The sequence below is a fragment of the Dyella sp. 2YAF14 genome (assembly GCF_052114725.1).
Lineage (GTDB): Bacteria > Pseudomonadota > Gammaproteobacteria > Xanthomonadales > Rhodanobacteraceae > Dyella.
The window spans coordinates 338982-357083 of the sequence record NZ_JBFRFH010000003.1 but is presented as its reverse complement, the minus strand read 5'-3'; the positions used below and the strand labels follow the sequence as shown (position 1 = coordinate 357083).

The 18102-nt window shown below is 63.6% G+C and carries 17 protein-coding genes; 10 read left to right on the top strand and 7 right to left on the bottom strand.

The genetic code is table 11. The annotated features are described in order from the left end of the window. The first annotated feature begins 4 nt into the window (after positions 1–4). The 5 genes from AB4Y82_RS07780 to AB4Y82_RS07760 all read left to right on the top strand — a co-directional run bounded on the left by AB4Y82_RS07780 (position 5) and on the right by AB4Y82_RS07760 (position 4082). A complete protein-coding gene (locus AB4Y82_RS07780) occupies positions 5–910 on the top strand; it encodes a glyoxalase (RefSeq protein WP_441602289.1) in 906 nt (301 codons plus the stop codon). A 49-nt stretch (positions 911–959) separates the two neighbouring features. Next, the gene (locus tag AB4Y82_RS07775) at positions 960–2381 is read left to right on the top strand and encodes an alginate export family protein (RefSeq protein ID WP_441602288.1); all 1422 of its coding nucleotides are present in this window, start codon (positions 960–962) and stop codon (positions 2379–2381) included. Positions 2382–2423: 42 nt separating this feature from the next. Continuing rightward, the gene (locus tag AB4Y82_RS07770) at positions 2424–3116 is read left to right on the top strand and encodes a YoaK family protein (protein ID WP_441602287.1); all 693 of its coding nucleotides are present in this window, start codon (positions 2424–2426) and stop codon (positions 3114–3116) included. Positions 3117–3206: 90 nt separating this feature from the next. Beyond that, a complete protein-coding gene (locus AB4Y82_RS07765) occupies positions 3207–3746 on the top strand; it encodes a Dps family protein (RefSeq protein ID WP_441602286.1) in 540 nt (179 codons plus the stop codon). Positions 3747–3878: 132 nt separating this feature from the next. Then, the gene (locus AB4Y82_RS07760; RefSeq protein ID WP_441602284.1) at positions 3879–4082 is read left to right on the top strand and encodes a hypothetical protein; all 204 of its coding nucleotides are present in this window, start codon (positions 3879–3881) and stop codon (positions 4080–4082) included. 34 nt (positions 4083–4116) lie between these two features. On the opposite strand, the gene AB4Y82_RS07755 is transcribed toward AB4Y82_RS07760, so the two are convergent. Together AB4Y82_RS07755 and AB4Y82_RS07750 are read right to left on the bottom strand one after the other, a co-directional pair. Continuing rightward, positions 4117–5037 (bottom strand): patatin-like phospholipase family protein, encoded by a 921-nt coding sequence (locus AB4Y82_RS07755; RefSeq protein ID WP_441602283.1) that lies wholly within the window; start codon positions 5035–5037, stop codon positions 4117–4119. Between the two features lie 101 nt (positions 5038–5138). Continuing rightward, positions 5139–5822: an aspartyl/asparaginyl beta-hydroxylase domain-containing protein gene (locus AB4Y82_RS07750; RefSeq protein WP_441602282.1), complete on the bottom strand. Its 684-nt coding sequence runs from the start codon at positions 5820–5822 to the stop codon at positions 5139–5141. Between the two features lie 258 nt (positions 5823–6080). On the opposite strand from AB4Y82_RS07750, the gene AB4Y82_RS07745 reads away from it, so the two are divergent. Further along, complete coding sequence (locus AB4Y82_RS07745; RefSeq protein ID WP_046970820.1) at positions 6081–6338, top strand: hypothetical protein; 258 nt, start codon at positions 6081–6083, stop codon at positions 6336–6338. Positions 6339–6404: 66 nt separating this feature from the next. On the opposite strand, the gene AB4Y82_RS07740 is transcribed toward AB4Y82_RS07745, so the two are convergent. From AB4Y82_RS07740 to ahpC, 3 genes are all read right to left on the bottom strand, one after another. Continuing rightward, positions 6405–7736, bottom strand: a complete 1332-nt coding sequence (locus AB4Y82_RS07740; protein WP_441602281.1) for a thioredoxin family protein — start codon at positions 7734–7736, stop codon at positions 6405–6407. 345 nt (positions 7737–8081) lie between these two features. Next, complete coding sequence (ahpF, locus tag AB4Y82_RS07735) at positions 8082–9671, bottom strand: alkyl hydroperoxide reductase subunit F (RefSeq protein WP_441602280.1); 1590 nt, start codon at positions 9669–9671, stop codon at positions 8082–8084. Positions 9672–9825: 154 nt separating this feature from the next. Then, on the bottom strand, positions 9826–10389 hold the full coding sequence (gene ahpC / locus AB4Y82_RS07730; RefSeq protein WP_441602279.1) for an alkyl hydroperoxide reductase subunit C: 564 nt from the start codon (positions 10387–10389) through the stop codon (positions 9826–9828). Between the two features lie 535 nt (positions 10390–10924). On the opposite strand from ahpC, the gene AB4Y82_RS07725 reads away from it, so the two are divergent. From AB4Y82_RS07725 to AB4Y82_RS07710, 4 genes are all read left to right on the top strand, one after another. Next, positions 10925–11704, top strand: coding sequence for a ferredoxin--NADP reductase (locus AB4Y82_RS07725; RefSeq protein ID WP_441611224.1), 780 nt, complete (start codon positions 10925–10927; stop codon positions 11702–11704). Positions 11705–11878: 174 nt separating this feature from the next. Next, a complete protein-coding gene (dxs, locus tag AB4Y82_RS07720; protein ID WP_441611206.1) occupies positions 11879–13792 on the top strand; it encodes a 1-deoxy-D-xylulose-5-phosphate synthase in 1914 nt (637 codons plus the stop codon). 45 nt (positions 13793–13837) lie between these two features. Then, complete coding sequence (ispC, locus tag AB4Y82_RS07715) at positions 13838–15043, top strand: 1-deoxy-D-xylulose-5-phosphate reductoisomerase (RefSeq protein WP_441602277.1); 1206 nt, start codon at positions 13838–13840, stop codon at positions 15041–15043. Between the two features lie 92 nt (positions 15044–15135). Then, positions 15136–16002 (top strand): polyprenyl synthetase family protein, encoded by an 867-nt coding sequence (locus tag AB4Y82_RS07710; protein WP_441602276.1) that lies wholly within the window; start codon positions 15136–15138, stop codon positions 16000–16002. Between the two features lie 15 nt (positions 16003–16017). On the opposite strand, the gene AB4Y82_RS07705 is transcribed toward AB4Y82_RS07710, so the two are convergent. Beyond that, on the bottom strand, positions 16018–17673 hold the full coding sequence (locus AB4Y82_RS07705) for a copper resistance D family protein (protein WP_441602275.1): 1656 nt from the start codon (positions 17671–17673) through the stop codon (positions 16018–16020). A gap of 55 nt (positions 17674–17728) precedes the next feature. Then, positions 17729–18091: a copper resistance CopC family protein gene (locus AB4Y82_RS07700; RefSeq protein ID WP_441602274.1), complete on the bottom strand. Its 363-nt coding sequence runs from the start codon at positions 18089–18091 to the stop codon at positions 17729–17731. Positions 18092–18102 lie beyond the last annotated feature (11 nt).

Sequence of the window (18102 nt, the reverse complement as noted above, 5' to 3'; positions counted from 1 at the left end):
CCCCATGCGCACCGCTTCAAGATTGTTTGCTTTTGCCCTGGGTTTCAGCATGGTGGCTGCGGTATCGCTGCCGGCGGTGGCCAAGGAGGCGCCGGCCACGCCGATGGTGGCGGTGGGTTCGCAGTACGACACCACCCACGTCTATGTGGCACCGGCCGACGTTGACGCCTTCGTCGATAGTTTTCTCGCCACGTTTGGCGGCCAGAGCACCAAGCAAGGCATCGCCACCGTCACGCCCACGCCCAGCAGCACCAGCACGCAGTTGCTGCAGACGCCGGTGGGCACGGTGTCGTTGTTTGGTTTCCGCACGCCGGTTCCGCATCCGTTCGGCGCCGAACGCACCGGCTATCTGGTGACCGATCTCGATGTGGCGGTCAAAGCCGCACGGGCAGCCGGCGCCGACGTGATCGTGCAGATCTTTCCCGATCCCATCGGCCGCGACGCGGTGATCCAGTGGCCCGGTGGCGTCAACATGCAGTTGTACTGGCACACCACGCCGCCGAACTACGCGGCGTTTCAGACGGTGCCGGAAAATCGCGTGTATGTGTCGCCGGACCGCGTCGATGCCTTCGTCAAGAGCTTCGTGACGTTCTCGCACGGCAAGGTGGCGTCCGATGAGGCCAAGGCGCCTGGCGTGGAGATCGGTCGTACGGGCGACACGTTCCGTCGCGTGCGTATCGAATCCACCTTCGGCAAGATGACTGTATTCGTCACTGACGGCCATTTGCCTTATCCCTACGGGCACGAGATGACCGGTTACGAAGTGGGCAACCTGTCCGACACCTTGAGCAAGGCCAAGGCGCATGGCGCGAAGGTGCTGGTCGAGCCATTCACCAGTGAGGGTCGCGAGTCGGCAATGGTGGCATTCCCGGGTGGCTATGTGGCCGAGATCCACGCCGCCGGTCATTGAGGCCATGCCTCGAACAGGAAGCTTGCGCACGGGGGCCAGTGGGGCTCCCGTGTGCGTCTTGCTGGCAGGTGCGCTGTGCTGCACGGGCTACGCATCGACCAGTAGCGCACAGGAGGTGAGTGCGGACTCCACTCAGGCCACGCCCGTGCAGAGCGCCGCGGAGCGGCCCGCCTTGCGCAGCAACCGCTGGCAGGAAGACTGGTCCGTGTTGGCCGATCCCGCGTTGCGCACGCAATGGGGCGACGCGTTGAAGTACTGGTCGCTCAGTGCGGACGATCCCAAGACCTATCTCTCGTTCGGCGTGACGTTGCGTGAGCGGACGGAATGGTCGGACGCCGCGAGCTTCGGCATCGGTGGGAGCCCGAACAACACCTATCTGTTGCAGCGCTTCCAGCTGCACGCCGATCTGCGCTTTGCCAACTACTGGCAGGCCTTCGTGCAGTTTGAGGATGCGCGCACGGTGAACAAGCAGGTGATCGGTGGCGCCGATCGCAATCCCTGGGATTTGCGACTCGCCTTTGTCGCCTATGTCCGGACCTTTGCCGATGGCACCTTCAAGGCGCGCGTGGGCCGTCAGGATTTCGCGTTCGACCTGCAGCGCTTCGTCTCGTTGCGCGATGGACCGAACGTGCGCCAGTCGTTCGACGCCATCTGGGCGGACTGGGAAACGGGGCAGTGGCGTTTCATCGGTTTTCTGAGTCAGCCGGTGCAATACAAGGACGAGCATCCGTTCGACGATACCTCCAACCGCCATTTCCGCTTCAACACTTTGCGCGTCGAGCGCCTGCTGTGGGGCAAGGACGAGTTGTCGGCATACTACGCGCTGTACAGCCGCGACAACGCACGTTACCTGGACGCCGTGGGCGAGGAGCGGCGCGATGTCTACGACGTGCGTTTCGCCGGGAACCAGTCAGGCGTCGACTGGGACCTGGAGGGCATGGCCCAGCGCGGTCACGTGGGTGCGAAGGACATCGATGCCTGGGGCACCGGCGCACGCGTGGGTTACACCTGGTCGATCCCCTGGTCGCCCCGACTCGGGCTGCAGGTCGATGCCGCCTCAGGCGATCGCCATCCCGGTGACGGCACGCTGGGCACCTTCAATCCGCTGTTTCCCAATGGCTATTACTTCACCCTGGCCGGCTTCACGGGTTACACCAACCTGGTGCACGTGAAGCCCAGCGTGACCATCAAGCCCGCCAGCCGCTTCACGTTGATGGCGGCACTGGGTTTCCAGTGGCGGCAAACCACGGCCGATGCGATCTACGTGCAGCCCAATATTCCCTTGCCCGGCACGGCAGGTCGGGGCGGCAGCTGGGCGGGCGTGTATGGCCAGGTGCGCGCCGACTATGTCTTCAACGCCAACTTCACCGGCGCAGTGGAAGCTGTCCACTACGACGTGGGGCGGGCGATACGCATGGCCGGCGGACGCGACGGCGACTATGTCGGCGTCGAAGGAAAATTCATGTGGTGATGCGTTCAATGATCGAGCCTGATTCCGCCGGAGCGCAGTGGCATGGCTGAAAAATCCTGGTTGCCGACCATCCTCAGCGTGATGGCAGGCTATGTCGACACGGCAGGCTTTCTTGCGCTGCATGGCTTGTTCACCGCGCATGTGACGGGCAACTTCGTCACCATCGGCGCGGCGCTGGTCAATGGCACTTCCGGCATCGTGGCCAAGTTGCTTGCGTTGCCGGTGTTCTGCCTGTTCGTGATCGGGGCGCGGCTGTTGCGTTATCGCCTGATGGCCGTCGGGCAACCGGTGGTGCGTTCGTTGCTGGCGATTAATCTGGCATTGTTCATCGTGGCCATGGTGCTGGCGATTCATTACGGGCCCTTTCCGCAAGGCGACACCTGGTCGGCCACATTGACCGGCATGACCCTGGTAGGCGCCATGGCTGTGCAGAACGCCTTGCATCGCGTGCACCTGGCCAGCTCGCCGCCATCGACTCTGATGACCGGCACCACCACGCAGATCATGCTGGATGTGGCCGACCGCATCTGCGGCGTGCCCGAGGATCAGAGGGCCGCCATCAACGACCGGCTGAGCCGCATGAGCTTCGCCGTGCTGGCTTTCGCCATCGGCTGCGCGGCCGGCGCGCTGCTGTATGCCTTCGGCAGCATGTGGTGTTTTGCCGTGCCGCCGCTGCTGGCGCTCGCTGCGCTGATGCGCCACGCCGACGCCACGCCGGCAGCGACATCGAAATGACATTTACCGGTCCATACTCTAAGGGATGCCTTGAACTACGCCGTACGCATAGATCAGGGCCTCCCTAGAGCCAACAGCGGAGTAATCTCAATGAGCAAGACTAGCAAGGCCAAGGGCGACACCGCGGCCGCCAAGACCCGTCAGAAGGCAGCGCTCAACACGCCTTCGGCACTGGGCGACAAGGCGACGCGCGACATCTCCGGCGAACTCAATGCACTGCTGGCCGACGTCCTGGCCCTGTACTTGAAGACCAAGAACTTCCACTGGCATATGTCCGGGCCGTATTTCCGCGACTACCACCTGCTGCTGGACGAACAGTCCGACCAGATCTACGCCACCGTAGACCCCATCGCCGAGCGCGTGCGCAAGCTGGGTGGCACCACCTTGAGGTCGCTGGGGCATGCCAAGCGCCTTGCCCGTCTGTCCGACAACGATGCGGACTTCGTGACGCCCGATGACATGCTGGCCGAGCTGCGCGAGGACAACCAGCGTCTCGCCGGCTATATGCGCGCCACCCATGAGCTGTGCGACGAGTACAAGGACGTGGCTACGGCCAGCCTGCTGGAGAACTGGATCGACGAGGCCGAGCGCCGCGTGTGGTTCCTGTTCGAAACCAGTCGGCACGCCTGACCGGTCAGAGGCCCGTGGCTGGCGAGGCATCGCTGGTCACGGGCATCGCATGAGCAGGTGGCGCTGATCTTGCGGTTCGGCGCCAGTAGGGTTGCCGATGCGTTTGCGTCGCCTGTGCTGCGGAGGAGTCCCATGCCACGCCGAGAGAAAAGTCCCACCGATCAAGCGGGCGACCTTCGTCGCCATCGATCCGATAGCGATGCCAGGCGCCTTGCGCGCAGCGAAGCCGAATCGCACAGCCAGGCGCTGCAGGACGAGGCGCTGGAGGAGACGTTTCCGGCCAGCGATCCCGTATCGCCGTTTATCCCAGCCCGCCCGCACAAACACCACGGATGAGGGTCGCGCCTGCGTGCTGTCGCAACCGGCGCAGCTATCGAAGCAAGCCTGTACTCAAGGCATGCACCGAATCCTGCGTCCCCAGATCATAGGCCTCGCGCACTGTCGTTTTCGGCGTGCAGTCCCAGGTTGAGACGGGAATGCGTTGACTGGGCTGCCAATAATTGCGCCCCTGCCAGCTGAACATCGGCGGCAGTTTCGGATAGTGACGGGTGAGCATCACCAGTGTGTTCGATCGCTCCACTTCCGATTGAAGCGGAATCGGGGCGTTATCCGTGTAACCGCCATCGATCGCCATCCCGCCCCCGACCGCGCGCGCGGACATGATGGGTGGCGCGGACGCGGCTGCGATAAGCAGAGCCTGGGCTGTGTCGATGTCGGAGCAATCGTTGAGCACCATGAAGTCCTGGCGTAGCCCCAATACCCTGGGCAGGCGAGGGTGAATGCTGTTCCACAGGTATTTGTCGACCAGATAGGCCAATGTTCCCGCTGCCACGGATCCCCTTGTGCCCAGGAATCGCGCCGGCCGAGTAAGGGCCACGACCAGGCGTGAGGACGACTGACGCAACGTGTCGAATGTCGCTTCGTTCAAGAACGCATCGACCCACGCGGGATACACGTGCTGGTGCGCAAATTTCAGCTTGAGCCTGGGCAGGGCGGACCAGTCGAAAATCCTGGGATTGTCGGCATAGAGCCTCAGGCACGTCTGCAGTGCCGTGTCGGCGCCTTGCGCGAGGAACGAGGCGGCTACCGCAGCGCCGGCACTGGTGCCGACCAGTTGCGCAGGCAAACGCATGCCGCGCTCCATCAAATGCCGCAACGCGCCTGACTGCCACCAGCATCGATTGCCGCCGCCGGCGAGGACCAGTGTGCCCATCCTGCTGAAGTCGACCTCACGAATTTCGTCCACTTTGCCGAGCATACGTCCCCCTTCCCAGGTCAGGTCTTGTTCCATGTGCGCATGGCGTAGCCTTCCATGGGGGCGAACAGCCCGGCCGCAATGCTGCCATGGCGCGCTGAGCTGAGCCGGGGCGGATATGGCAGCCCCCGGCGTGGTCAGGAAAACCCGCGCCAGCGCACCACCATGCCCACGCTCTTGGTCACGGCGCTGGACAACAGGCGCAGATCCAGCGGCATGTCGGTCCGGCGCACATCCAGCAGCAACGCCACCCGCGTGTGCTCGCTGCGGTTCCACACCTCGTGCGGATACGTGTCGTCCCATAACAGGTGTTCGCCATTGCCCAGGCGATGCTCATCCCCGGCCAGCCACAGTACGGCGCTGGGGCGGCCATCGACGCCGAGCGGCGCCTCCAGGTTCAGCTGGTAACGCAGGATGCCCCGGAAGGGTCCGGTATGCCGCGGAATGTGCTTGTGCGGCGCAAGGAAGGACAGGGTGGCCGACAACACATCGGGGCACCTGGTCAGCAGCTGGGTCAGCAACGGGCAGTGCGCCTGGTTGGATGGGATGTCCTGTCCGTAAACCTTGAGCAGGAACATGCGCCAGTCACGACCGTCGTTCGCCGAGATGTCCGCCTGCGTGGGCATGATCTCGTGGAAGCGTGGAATGGGCTGGGCGCTCTCAAGTATCGCCATCGCTTCGCCACGGATGACTTCCCATGCATCGCGAAAACGATGTCCATCGGGAAAGTAGGTATCGATATCCAGCACGGGCGGCGTGCTGATGCGAGCGTCATAGAGACGGCGGATGGCCCGCGATGACAGCTCATAGAGCGAATCCATCTTCGGCTTTTCCTTCTTCTTCTGCGCGGTGGGCTCACTCGCCCCGGCATCGCCTGGCCGCGTCCTCGGGCAGCCCGCGATTGCACGGTAGCGACAGGAATCTCCTTGTCACGTGAACGCACGAGGCGCCCTCGCGTCGACAGCCGCAAGCAGCGGCTGCAGATGAAATAGACCTCCTTTCTTGCTGTTTTTTCGTAGGATTTTTCTTGCATTTTACGTGACGTCACGTAAAATGCGCGCAAAAAAGGAGGAGGTGCCATGGTTGACCCCCGAGATCCGGGCACGCTTGCGTTGCCCTTGGCGTTCAAGCGGCCGCGTGGCCGTCCACGCAAGCCCAATGCGCTGACGGCGGCGGAGCGCGCGCGTCGTTATCGAGCGAGAAAGAAAACCTTGTCGATGCACGCGGTATCGCTCGTGGTGCATCACGAAGTAGTGCGTGAGCGTGACCTGGCTTTGTCACAGGTCCGTCAGCTGCGCGCCGAGCTGGAGCATTTGCTGCAACAGTTGCGCGAATAGCAGCGCGTTCATGGCGCGCTGATCAGCACACCGCGTCCGTCGCCGGGACGCGGTGTGCTTGCGCGTTTACGCCTTGAGCGCTGCCTTCAGGGCATCGGCCTGCTGCTTGAACCAGGGGCCATTGGTTTCCAGCACGTCGGCGGCCACTTTGTTGGCCTCGTCGTCGCGATGCAGTGCCTTGAGCGCTTTCACACGTTGCAGGGCCACGGCGAGACGGTTGGCGCCATAGGCCTTGTCGGCGGCCTGGGCGAGATACGGCAAGGCTTCGGCCGGCTTGCCGGTTTCCACCAGGTTGCGGCCATAGCGGTAGGCGTAGACGTAGTCGTCGGGGTAGGCGGCGATCAGCTTGTGCTGGAAGTCGTCCAGTTCGGCGGTGCGTTTGGCTCGCAGCAGGTAGATGCGCAGGTTGTCGGCCAGGTTGCGGTCGCTGGCGAGGTTGTTGCCGAGGCGCTGGCGTGTCTGGGTGATGGCGCGATCGAGAATCGCTGCTGCTGCGTCATGCTCGCCGAGCGCTTCATCGAGCTGCGCACTGGTGAGCACGGCGCTGCGCTGGTCTGCACAGACCGGCTTGGCAATGAGCACCTGCGTGTTGACGTACTGATCGAGCGGCTTGCGTTGCGCGGCGAGCAGCGACTTGCGTTCGGCGGCAGGACGTTTGTCGGTGGCGTCGAGCAGGTTCTCAAGCACGTAGGGACGCTGGCAGCCGATATCCTGCGCGAGCACCTTCTGCGCGTTGGCTATGACGGCAGCGTTGTCGTCGGCGGCCCGGGCCTTGGCAAGCGCAAGCTGATCGAGCGCCAGGCCAACGCGTGGGTTGGTGCGTGCGTTGTGTTGCTGGCTTGCAGGCAGGCTGGCGAACCAGTTCAGGCCGTCACTGCCTTCGGCGCGTGCCTGATAGGCCTCCAGCACATTGGCGACATCGCCCGGCGCGCCCTCGGTGGCTTTTTGCCTGAGCCCCTCCAGCGTGTTGCCGGTGGCGAGGATGGCGTTGATCTTCGGATAGAACGACGCGCGCGGCTGCTCCGCCGAAATGCGCCCCAGCTCGTTGCCATGTTCATCGAGCACTACGTAGCTGGGCAGGAAGGACGCATGGAGTTTCTTCATCCATGTCTGTCCGTCCGGCGAGTCCGCATCGGCTTCGACCACGATGGCCTTGCGCTGGACGGCATCCCATTCGGGTCCATTCAACACATGGCTCGCCATGTAGTAGCAGGAGTAGCACCACACCGCCTGGAAATCGACCAGCACCGGACGATGCTGTTCGGCGGACGCCTTAAGTGCTTCGTCGATGGTCAGTGGCGTCCTGGCTTCCGCTGCGTGCAGGCCTGCAATCGGCAGGGAGGCCAGAAGTGCGGCGGCAAGCAGCGAGATCTTCGAGCGACGGAGAGCGTTGAACATGGCGGCGTGTCTCTGGTTCGCGGATGAGAGGTGAGGGTGGTAGGAGGCGGTCTCGCTGACCGCATTCCTCCTGACGCAGGCCCGTGTCGAAGCCTGGCGCAGCGCCGCCACGCTGCCTTCTGGCACCATTGGAGAAGGGTGTGGGCGTATGAAAACCCGAGCTTTGAGCGATTGAAAGACTCCGACAGATGAGCATTTCTCATGTCGGCATCACGCAGGGTTATAAGCCGCGCCATGACTGGGCTGCGGGTATGCTCGCCGCAAACGGACGGCCAAAAAAAAGCCCGGCCCTGTGCGCCGGGAGGGGGATCGGCAGCACGGGACCGGGCGTTGGAACAGCTTTCGTCAGGCAGCGACGGTTTCTTTCTCGACCTCTTCCACTGGCAGGCGGATCAGGTAATCGAAGGCGCTCAGCGAGGCCTTGGAGCCTTCGCCCATGGCGATCACGATCTGCTTGTACGGCACCGTGGTGACGTCGCCGGCAGCGAACACGCCGGGCACCGAGGTCTCGCCGCGGGCGTCCACTTCGATTTCGTTGCGCGGTGACAACTGGATCGTGCCCTTCAGCCAGTCGGTATTGGGCAGCAGGCCGATCTGTACGAACACGCCTTCCAATGCCACCGAGTGAGACTGCCCGCTGGAGCGGTCGGTGTAGTTGAGGCCCGTTACCTTCTGGCCATCGCCGGCTACTTCGGTGGTCTGCGCGCTGACGATGATGTCGACGTTGGGCAGGCTGCGCAGTTTGCGCTGCAGGACTTCATCCGCACGCAGCTTGCTGTCGAATTCGAGCAGGGTCACGTGACCGACGATGCCGGCCAGGTCGATCGCTGCTTCTACGCCCGAGTTGCCGCCGCCAATCACTGCCACGCGCTTGCCCTTGAACAACGGGCCATCGCAATGCGGGCAATAGGTGACGCCCTTGTTGCGGTAATCCTGCTCGCCCGGCACGTTCATATTGCGCCAGCGGGCACCGGTGGAGAGGATCACCGTCTTTGCCTTGAGCAGGGCGCCGTTGGCGAGCCGCACCTGATGCAGGCCGCCTTCGGTGGTGGACGGGATCAGCTGCTCGGCGCGCTGCAGGTTCATCACGTCCACGTCGTATTCGTGCACGTGCTGCTCGAGCGACGCGGCCAGCTTCGGGCCTTCGGTATACGGCACGGAGATAAAGTTCTCGATCGCCATGGTGTCCAGCACCTGGCCGCCGAAACGCTCGGCGGCGACGCCGGTGCGGATGCCCTTGCGAGCGGCGTAGATGGCTGCAGCGGCGCCGGCCGGACCGCCGCCGACCACGAGCACGTCAAACGGCGCCTTGTTGGTCAGGCGTTCGGCGGTGCGTGCATGCGCATTGGTATCCAGGCGCGCGGCGATCTGCTCGATCTCCATGCGGCCGGTGTCGAAGAATTCACCATTGAGGTAGACGGTGGGGACGGCCATCACCTGGCGCTCGTTCACTTCGTCCTGGAACAGCGCGCCGTCAATCGCCACATGCGAGATGTTGGGATTGAGCACGCTCATCAGGTTCAGCGCCTGCACGGTGTCCGGGCAGCTGTGGCAGGAGAGCGACATGAAGGTTTCGAAGCGGTACTGACCGTCGAGGTTGCGCACCTGTTCGATGACTTCCTGCGAGGCCTTGGACGGATGGCCGCCGACCTGCAGCAGGGCGAGCACCAGCGAGGTGAACTCATGGCCCATCGGGATGCCGGCGAAGCGTACGCCCACGTCGGTGCCGGTGCGGTTGATCGCGAACGACGGCTTGCGCGCGTCGCTGCCATCCAGGCGCAGCGTGATCTTGCTCGACAGCGGAGCGATGTCTTCCAGCAGCGCCTTGAGCTCCTGCGAGGATTCACCTTGATCAAGCGATGCGACCAGCTCGATCGGATGAACGAGGTTCTCGAGGTAGGCCTGCAGCTGGGACTTCAGATCGGCATCCAACATGGTGACTCCATCCTTTATTCGGGGTGAGCGCCGCTAGCACCGCGGTCGTTGCCGGGCGTTGCGTGCGTCTTGGAACTTGGGAAAAAGGACCCGGCGGGGTGCCGGGTCCAAGGCGGCCCGATGCAGCGGGCCGCAAGACAGGACGTTGTTGTACTTAGATCTTGCCAACCAGGCTCAGCGACGGCTTCAGCGTCTTGTCGCCTTCCTGCCACTTGGCCGGGCACACTTCACCCGGGTGGGCGGCGACGTACTGCGCGGCCTTGACCTTGCGCAGCAGCTCGGAGGCCGAGCGGCCGATGCCGTTGTCGTGGATTTCGCACAGCTTGATCTGGCCTTCCGGGTTGATCAGGAAGGTGCCGCGCAGAGCGAGGCCTTCTTCTTCGATCATCACGTCGAAGTTGCGGGTGATCGCGCCGGTCGGATCGCCGATCATGGTGTACTGCACCTTCTTGATCGCGTCGGACGTGTCGTGCCAAGCCTTGTGGGCGAAGTGGGTGTCGGTCGAAACGGCGTAGATGTCGACGCCCAGCTTCTGGAACTGATCATTGTGATCGGCCAGATCTTCCAGCTCCGTCGGGCAGACGAAGGTGAAGTCGGCGGGATAGAACACCACCACGGACCACTTGCCCTTCAGCGTGGCATCGGTCACTTCGACAAACTGGCCATTCTTATAGGCCTGTGCCTTGAACGGCTTGATTTCGGTATTGATCAACGACATCGGTTGTTTTCCGTTGGTTGTGGTGGGATGAGTGGCAAGGTTACGGGGTTTGACTTCATAGGTCTAATTGATTGTTGGCATCAGGCTCATTGAGCTTGACTATGAGACTGCGGCCTGGGTGCTCATTCTTGCCATGCTTGGAGCCTGCAAACCGGCCTGAAGTGGTGGCATGCGCGGCCGTTGCAAGGGCCCCGCGGCGATTCATTGCTCATGGCGCGAAGCGCGACTCAAATCGCGCTACGGAGGGTGCACGGCAAGCCTCCGATGCGAGCGCGTGAACAGGCGTTTGCGTTCGCGCAAAACCACGCGGCCCGTAACAGGCGTGTTGTGATTGTCTTGTGATTATTCATCGATACGTGCCGATGTTTTTCATGAATCGCGCGACTATCAAAAAGCATCACTAAGCAGGATTGACTTCCACCGCCAGAAACTTGTAACAAGACACTGACGGTCCAGCGATTCGACAGCCAGATCCGTCTCGCGTGTCGAATCGTCTGGTCGCGTGCATGCATCTATTCACTTGGCAACGGTGGCTGTGATGGTGGCATTGGCGACGGAGTATGTGATCGAAGTTCATCACTGGAACGACAGCCTTTTCAGTTTTCGTACGACGCGAGACCCTGGTTTTCGATTCGATAGCGGTCACTTCGTGATGCTTGGCCTGGAAGTGGAGGGCAAGCCGCTGCTGCGGGCGTATTCCATCGCCAGCGCCAACTACGAGGAACACCTGGAATTCGTCAGCATCAAGGTGTCCGATGGGCCGCTCACCTCGCGGCTGCAACACCTCAAGCCAGGCGATCCCATCATGGTCAGCCGCAAGCCCACCGGCACGCTGGTGCTGAACGATCTGAAGCCGGGCAAGCATTTGTACCTGCTAGGCACGGGCACGGGCCTGGCGCCGTTCCTCAGCATCGTGCGCGATCCGGAAACCTATGAGCGCTTCGACCGCGTCGTGCTGGCGCATGGCGTGCGCCGCATCAGCGACCTGGTGTTCGCCCAGTATCTGGAGCAGGAGCTGCCGTCGCACACGTATCTGGGCGATCTGGTGCGCGAAAAGCTGGTGTATTACCCCAGCGTCACGCGTGAACCATTTCGCCATCGCGGGCGTCTTACCGATGCGATCGTGGATGAACGCATGAGCGATTTTGCCGGCCTGCCGCCGCCCAACCCGGTGACCGACCGGGTGATGCTGTGCGGCAGTCAGGCGATGCTGGATGACACCAGCGCGTTGTTGGATGGTCGCGGTTTCCAGGCTTCGCCGCGCACGCGGGAGCCGGGCGATTACGTGATCGAGCGTGCCTTCGTCGAAAGGTGAATGCAGGCGGGCAGGAGGCAAGATGGCGAAGTTGGCGACCCGGCGCATGGCGTTCGGGATCGCGGCATCGCTCCGTGGGTTGTTGATGCGGTGTTGTTGTCGGAAGTAGCCACGGCAGGCATAAGTACTGAAACGTCCAGATAGAGACTCCGGCAGCCCCGAGGAGAGTCCGTCGTGTACGATTTGCTACGCACTATCGATTCACCGGCGCAATTGCGCGAGCTGGACATGCCGGCGCTACACCGGCTGGCCGGCGAGTTGCGCGCTTTCATCCTGGAAAGCGTGTCGCGCACCGGCGGACATCTGTCCTCCAACCTGGGCAGCGTGGAGCTCACCATCGCGCTGCACTATGTGTTCGACACACCCAGCGATCGACTGGTGTGGGATGTCGGGCACCAGTCCTATCCGCACAAGATCCTTACCGGCCGTCGCGAGGCCATGGGCGGCATCCGGCAATGGGGCGGCATCTCCGGTTTTCCGCGGCGCAGCGAGTCTGAATACGACACGTTTGGCACGGCGCATTCCAGTACCTCGATCTCCGCGGCGCTGGGCATGGCGCACGCGGCGCGCATCCTCGGCGAGCAGCGCCACAGCATTGCGGTGATCGGCGATGGCGCGCTCAGCGCCGGCATGGCGTTCGAGGCGATGAACAATGCGGGCGTGTCAGAAGACTCGCCACTGCTGGTGGTGCTCAACGACAACGACATGTCGATCTCGCCACCGGTCGGCGCCTTGCGCTATTGCTTCGGTCGGCTGATTTCCAGCCGCTTCTATCAACAGGCGCGGCAGGGCGTGCATTACGCATTGCGACCGATTCCACCGATCAGCCATCTGGCCTTGCGGCTCGAGTCGCAGATGAAGGGCATGGTCGTGCCGGCTCCCTTGTTCGAGGAGTTCGGTTTCAACTACACCGGCCCCATCGACGGGCACGATCTGGATGTGCTGATCCCCGCGCTGCAGAACCTCAAGAAGCTGCGTGGCCCGCAGTTCCTGCATGTGATCACGCAGAAGGGTCATGGCTACAAGCTGGCCGAGGCCGATCCAATCCAGTACCACGGTCCGGGCAAGTTCGATCCCAAGGTAGGCCTGGTGTCGGGGGCCAAGGCCGCGCGCAAGAGTTATACGCAGGTGTTCTCCGAGTGGCTGTGCGACGAGGCGGCGCTGGATCCGCGCATCGTCGGCATCACGCCGGCCATGCGCGAAGGCTCGGGGTTGGTGGAGTTCGAGAAGCGCTTTCCCGATCGCTATTTCGATGTGGCGATCGCCGAGCAGCACGCGGTGACGTTTGCCGCGGGCCTCGCCACCGAAGGCCTGCGGCCGGTGGTTGCGATTTATTCCACGTTCTTGCAGCGCGGCTACGACCAGTTGATCCACGACGTGGCGCTGCAGAACCTGCCCGTGACGTTTGCCATCGACCGTGCGGGCATCGTCGGCGCCGATGGCGCCACGCATATGGGTGCGTTCGATCTGGCGTATCTGCGTTGCATTCCGAACATGGTGGTGATGGCCGCCTCCGATGAAAACGAATGCCGCCAGATGCTGCATACGGCGGTCAATCACGATGGACCGGCGGCGGTCCGCTATCCGCGTGGTACCGGTCCGGGTGTCGCGATCGAAACCGAGATGACGGTGCTGCCGATCGGCAAGGGCGAAGTGCGTCGCCACACGGCACTCGCGGCAGGCTCTCGCGTGGCGATCCTGGCGTTTGGTTCGATGCTTCCGCCCAGCCTCGCCGCCGCCGAAGCGCTGGACGCGACGGTCGCCAATATGCGTTTCGTCAAGCCGCTGGACGAGGCTCTGATACGCCAACTGGCGCAATCGCACGACGCACTGGTGACGGTGGAAGAGGGCTGCGTGCAGGGCGGCGCCGGTTCGGCCTGCCTGGAGTTTCTGTCCGATGCCGGCATCAGTGTGCCCATGCTGCGCCTGGGCCTGCCCGATGAATTCATCGAGCACGGCGACCCGGCGGGCCTGCTCAATCACTACGGGCTGGATGCGGAAGGCATCCGTGCGTCCATCCAGCGTTTTGCCGACAAGGTGTTGTCGGTCAAGCCCAGTTGCAGCGTGGCGCGAGAGGCGCGTTCGTGATGATGGTGAATGCGCCCAGCCAGCGGTCGCGCGGGAGATCCAGTGATGAGTAGGCAGCGCCTGGCCATCCTCGGTTCCACCGGCTCTATCGGTACCAGTACGCTGGACGTGGCGGCGCGCCATCCGGATCGCTTCCGTGTGTTCGCGCTGACCGCTCACCAGCGCATCGATCGCCTGTTCGAGCAATGCGTGGCGTTTCTTCCCGAGGTGGCCGTGGTCGGTGATGCCGACGGCGCCGCGGAACTCGAACAGAAACTGCGAGCCGCACGTCTCTCCACCACGGTAGCGTACGGACCGCAGGCGTTGATTGATGTTGCCAGCGCGTCCGCCTGCGACACCGTGGTGGCGGCCATCGTGGGTGGGGCCGGCCTGGCCTCATCGCTGGCGGCAGCGCGTGCGGGAAAAAAGATCCTGCTGGCCAACAAGGAAGCGCTGGTGATGTCCGGCGCGCTGTTCATGCGCACCGTGGCGCAGCACGGCGCCACGCTGTTGCCGCTGGACAGCGAACACAACGCGATCTTCCAGTGCCTGAGCACCAACGTGTGCGCGGGCGGCGGTGCGGAGCGCATCATCCTCACCGCGTCTGGCGGCCCGTTTCTGCAGCGCGAACTCGACACACTCGACGACGTCACCCCCGACCAGGCGTGCAAGCATCCCAACTGGGTGATGGGGCGCAAGATTTCGGTCGATTCGGCCACCATGATGAACAAGGGGCTGGAAGTCATCGAGGCGCGCTGGCTGTTCGATATGCCACCCGAGCGCATCGAGGTGCTGATCCATCCGCAGAGCGTGATTCATTCGATGGTGGCGTATGCGGACCAGTCGGTGCTGGCGCAGCTTGGCAATCCGGATATGCGCACGCCGATTGCCCATGCCATGGCCTATCCCGAGCGCATCGATTCGGGCGTGGCCGCGCTGGATCTCACGCGCATGGCCAACTTGAGTTTTCAGGTGCCCGATCTGGAGCGATTCCCGTGTCTTCGACTTGGCCTGCAGGTGCTGCGTGACGGTTGCACTGCCAGCGTCACGCTCAATGCCGCCAACGAGATCGCTGTCGATGCGTTCCTGCATGGGCAGATCCGCTTTACCGATATTGCTTGCGTGATCGAGCGGGCGCTGCAGCAACTGCCGGCGCTCGCGCCTTTCGCGTCGTTGGAAGACATCCTCGCCGGCGACGAGCTTGCCCGCGCCACCGCGCGGCAGTTCGTGGCGCAGCTGCCGGCGGCGTCCGCGGTCGTGGCGATTCATTGATGTGATGTGGAGACGTACCCGTGAGTGAAGCTGTTCAACTTTGGCCTGCCACACCTCATGCGCCCACGGGCGTGGAACCGTTGGAACGGTGGATGCCGCGAATCGTGCAACGCACCGAGCAGGCGCTGGAGCGATATCTGCCTGCGTCCGATGTCGAGCCTGCAACGCTGCACGAGGCCATGCGTTATGCCACGCTGGGCGGCGGCAAGCGGTTGCGCGCACTGTTGTGCCATGCCGCGGGTGAGTTGGTGGACGCCGAACCGGCAACGCTCGATGGCGCCGCAAGCGCGATCGAGATGATTCACGCCTACTCGCTGGTGCACGACGACCTGCCGGCGATGGACAACGACTTGCTGCGCCGCGGCCTGCCCACCGTGCATGTGCGCTACGGCGAGGCGATGGCCGTACTCGTGGGCGATGGTCTGCAGGCGCAGGCGTTCGCTGTGATCGGCGAGCTTCCGGCGACGGCCGCTCAGAAAGTCGCGCTGCTGAAGGAGCTGGCGAGCGCGAGCAGTTCGCAGGGCATGGTCGGCGGACAGGCGATCGACCTGGCCAGCGTCGGCCAGGTATTGGCGCGCGAGCAACTGGAGCGGATGCATCGACTCAAGACCGGCGCCTTGCTGCGTGCGTCGATCTTCATGGGCGCGCACACCGGGCCATCACCGATGTTGCCGGACCTGCATGCCGCGCTGGACCAGTATCAGCGCGCGGTGGGTCTCGCCTTTCAGGTGGTCGACGACATACTCGATGTGACCACCGATGCGGCGACGCTGGGCAAGACGCCTGGCAAAGATGCGCAGGACCATAAACCCACCTATGTATCGCTGCTCGGCCTCGAAGCCTCGCGGGCATTGGCTGAGGAGCTGGGTGAGCGTGCGCGTGTCGCTTTGCTGCCGCTTGGTGAGCGCGCGGCGCACCTGCTGGGCCTTGCGGACGCCATCGTGCACCGCATCCGTTGACGGCGAGCGACGCGATCAGGCCTCGCTGTACCACAGCAGGATCACGCCGATCAGCAGGAAACACACCGGCCAGGCATAGCCGGCGATTCGCCCACCGCGTCCAGGCAGGCGTATTTCAAGCCAGCGTGCCCAGCCGGCGGTGACGCCGGCGAGTGCAAGCGGCGTGTGGGTCAATTCGATCAGCAGCTGGTCCTTCACGTTGGAAATCTGATGGCTGTGGGTCAGCAGCATCGCGCCGCCCACCGCGACCAGCAGCGGAAAGACCAGGGCGGCGCGCCCGCTCTTCCAACGCCCCGTGCGCACGGCCCATTCGAACGTGCCGAACAGCACGATAAGCACGACGAAGAAGCGGTGCTGTGCCACTTCCACGTCGCGCCACGCGGCCCACCAGCCGGTTTGCCCCAGTGGCCACACTTCCGGGTCCGAACGCACCAGCAGAAAGCCGGCCATGGCCAGGAACAGCAGCGGCCAGTGGCGCGCCCAGCGCACGCCGGCGCTGCCGAGCAGGGCCAGCAATCCGATCAGGCACACAAAGATGCCGGCCCAGTGATGGTTGTATTCCGACCACGCGATGTCCTGGGCATTGCGTGGCGGCAGGATGCCCGAGCCGGGGATCGTGGCAGCCTCCGCCTCGTGGTTGTCGCGTCGTGCGTCGTGGTCGAGTTGCGCCTGCCGTTGCGAGATGGCGAGCATGTCGTGATCGGGCGAGTCCAGTCGCGGCCACGCTGGCGCGTTGCGCTCGGCAATCTCGTGCAGACTCACGCGATCGGTCGTGAGGTCGACGGCGGGCGGCACCGAGGTCAGCGATGCCGCCGCAAAGAAGATGGTGAAGCCGATACCAATTTCCACCTCGGCAAAGCGACGCAGCCGGATCACCGATGCATCGTGTCGTTTGCGCAGGCGCTCGGTCACCAGAAGATTGCCCAACCCCAAACCCAGCAAACCGATGAACATGGCGATCTTGGCTCCCACCATCACGCCGTAGGCCGTGCCGTAAAAGCCCTGCATATCGCCCACGTAGTACACCCACATGGTGATGCCGGATACGAGGATGCAGGCGACGCCCAGCATGGCCATACGCGAGAAACCGGAGCCGATCCGTCGCAATCCTTCCGCGTCGTCCAGCCGCCCTAGCACGAGCACAAAGCTGGGAATCGCGCCAATCCAGATCGCCGCGCCGAACTGATGCAGGCCTTCCACCACCAGCAGTAGCGCGCTGTCTTGCAGGCGCGCATAGGCATGCGTGGTCATGGTGGCGGCACCAAGCTCGATCAGGCCAACCAGCATAAGCAGCCATCGCCCATACGCCTGCGTCAGCGTGGATGGCCTGAGGCTCAGCGCAATGACCAGCGCGCAAAGCATCTTGATGCTGGCCGCCACCGCGAACGATGCCTGCATGACATTGCCCAGGGGCAGTTCCACGGTGGACATCAGCACGGACACCTGCAGTGCTGTCGTCGCCAATTCACACAGCAGCAGCGCCCACGCGCTCCAGCGCGCCAGGCGAGCGACACGTTGTTCGAGCTGTTCGCCTTGCGCGAGTTGCGATGCCAGCGGATGCAGCAGAAAAACCAGGAACAGCAAACCACCAAGCATCATGGACTGGGCGACAACCACCAACCCATGCAGGATGATGCTCAGGTAGCCGAAGATATCGACGAGGAGAGCCACGGGATGTCCGTTGGTCAGCGCTGGTGCGCGGGTTCAGTGCGAAAGGCGGGCTGCCTCAGGGCGTTGCCGTCACGGAAAACGGCAGGTCGCCGCGCGTGATGTGGCCGTCCAGTGCCAGTGCCTGCCAGCGCACCACATACGCGCCAGCTTTCACCTCGGCCGCCGCTGCCAGTTCATTGGGCTTGCTGTCGTTGGCGATGATGGTGAGCGGCGTTTCGCTCTTGTCCGGTGCGATCAAGACCAGTCGCGAGCGCATCTGGTCGATCTTGCTGTTGTAGCTCAGTGTGAGCGCCACATGCCCGGCAGGCACATTGCCGTGCGCCTTGGGCGTACTGTCCACCAGGATGGCGTGGGCGCTCGCATTGACGCTCAACAGCAGGGCAAGTCCAGCGATGAGAAAACGACGGCTAGGCAACATGCATCGACTCC

Excerpts from the sequence above, each read along its gene's own strand:
- AB4Y82_RS07780 (WP_441602289.1), top strand. The coding sequence starts at position 5 with ATGCGCACCGCTTCAAGATTGTTTGCTTTTGCCCTGGGTTTCAGCATG.
- AB4Y82_RS07770 (WP_441602287.1), top strand. The coding sequence starts at position 2,424 with ATGGCTGAAAAATCCTGGTTGCCGACCATCCTCAGCGTGATGGCAGGC.
- AB4Y82_RS07765 (WP_441602286.1), top strand. The coding sequence starts at position 3,207 with ATGAGCAAGACTAGCAAGGCCAAGGGCGACACCGCGGCCGCCAAGACC.
- AB4Y82_RS07760 (WP_441602284.1), top strand. The coding sequence starts at position 3,879 with ATGCCACGCCGAGAGAAAAGTCCCACCGATCAAGCGGGCGACCTTCGT.
- AB4Y82_RS07755 (WP_441602283.1), bottom strand. The coding sequence starts at position 5,037 with ATGGAACAAGACCTGACCTGGGAAGGGGGACGTATGCTCGGCAAAGTG.
- AB4Y82_RS07750 (WP_441602282.1), bottom strand. The coding sequence starts at position 5,822 with ATGGATTCGCTCTATGAGCTGTCATCGCGGGCCATCCGCCGTCTCTAT.
- AB4Y82_RS07745 (WP_046970820.1), top strand. The coding sequence starts at position 6,081 with ATGGTTGACCCCCGAGATCCGGGCACGCTTGCGTTGCCCTTGGCGTTC.
- AB4Y82_RS07740 (WP_441602281.1), bottom strand. The coding sequence starts at position 7,736 with ATGTTCAACGCTCTCCGTCGCTCGAAGATCTCGCTGCTTGCCGCCGCA.
- ahpF (WP_441602280.1), bottom strand. The coding sequence starts at position 9,671 with ATGTTGGATGCCGATCTGAAGTCCCAGCTGCAGGCCTACCTCGAGAAC.
- ahpC (WP_441602279.1), bottom strand. The coding sequence starts at position 10,389 with ATGTCGTTGATCAATACCGAAATCAAGCCGTTCAAGGCACAGGCCTAT.
- ispC (WP_441602277.1), top strand. The coding sequence starts at position 13,838 with ATGAGTAGGCAGCGCCTGGCCATCCTCGGTTCCACCGGCTCTATCGGT.
- AB4Y82_RS07710 (WP_441602276.1), top strand. The coding sequence starts at position 15,136 with ATGCCGCGAATCGTGCAACGCACCGAGCAGGCGCTGGAGCGATATCTG.
- AB4Y82_RS07700 (WP_441602274.1), bottom strand. The coding sequence starts at position 18,091 with ATGTTGCCTAGCCGTCGTTTTCTCATCGCTGGACTTGCCCTGCTGTTG.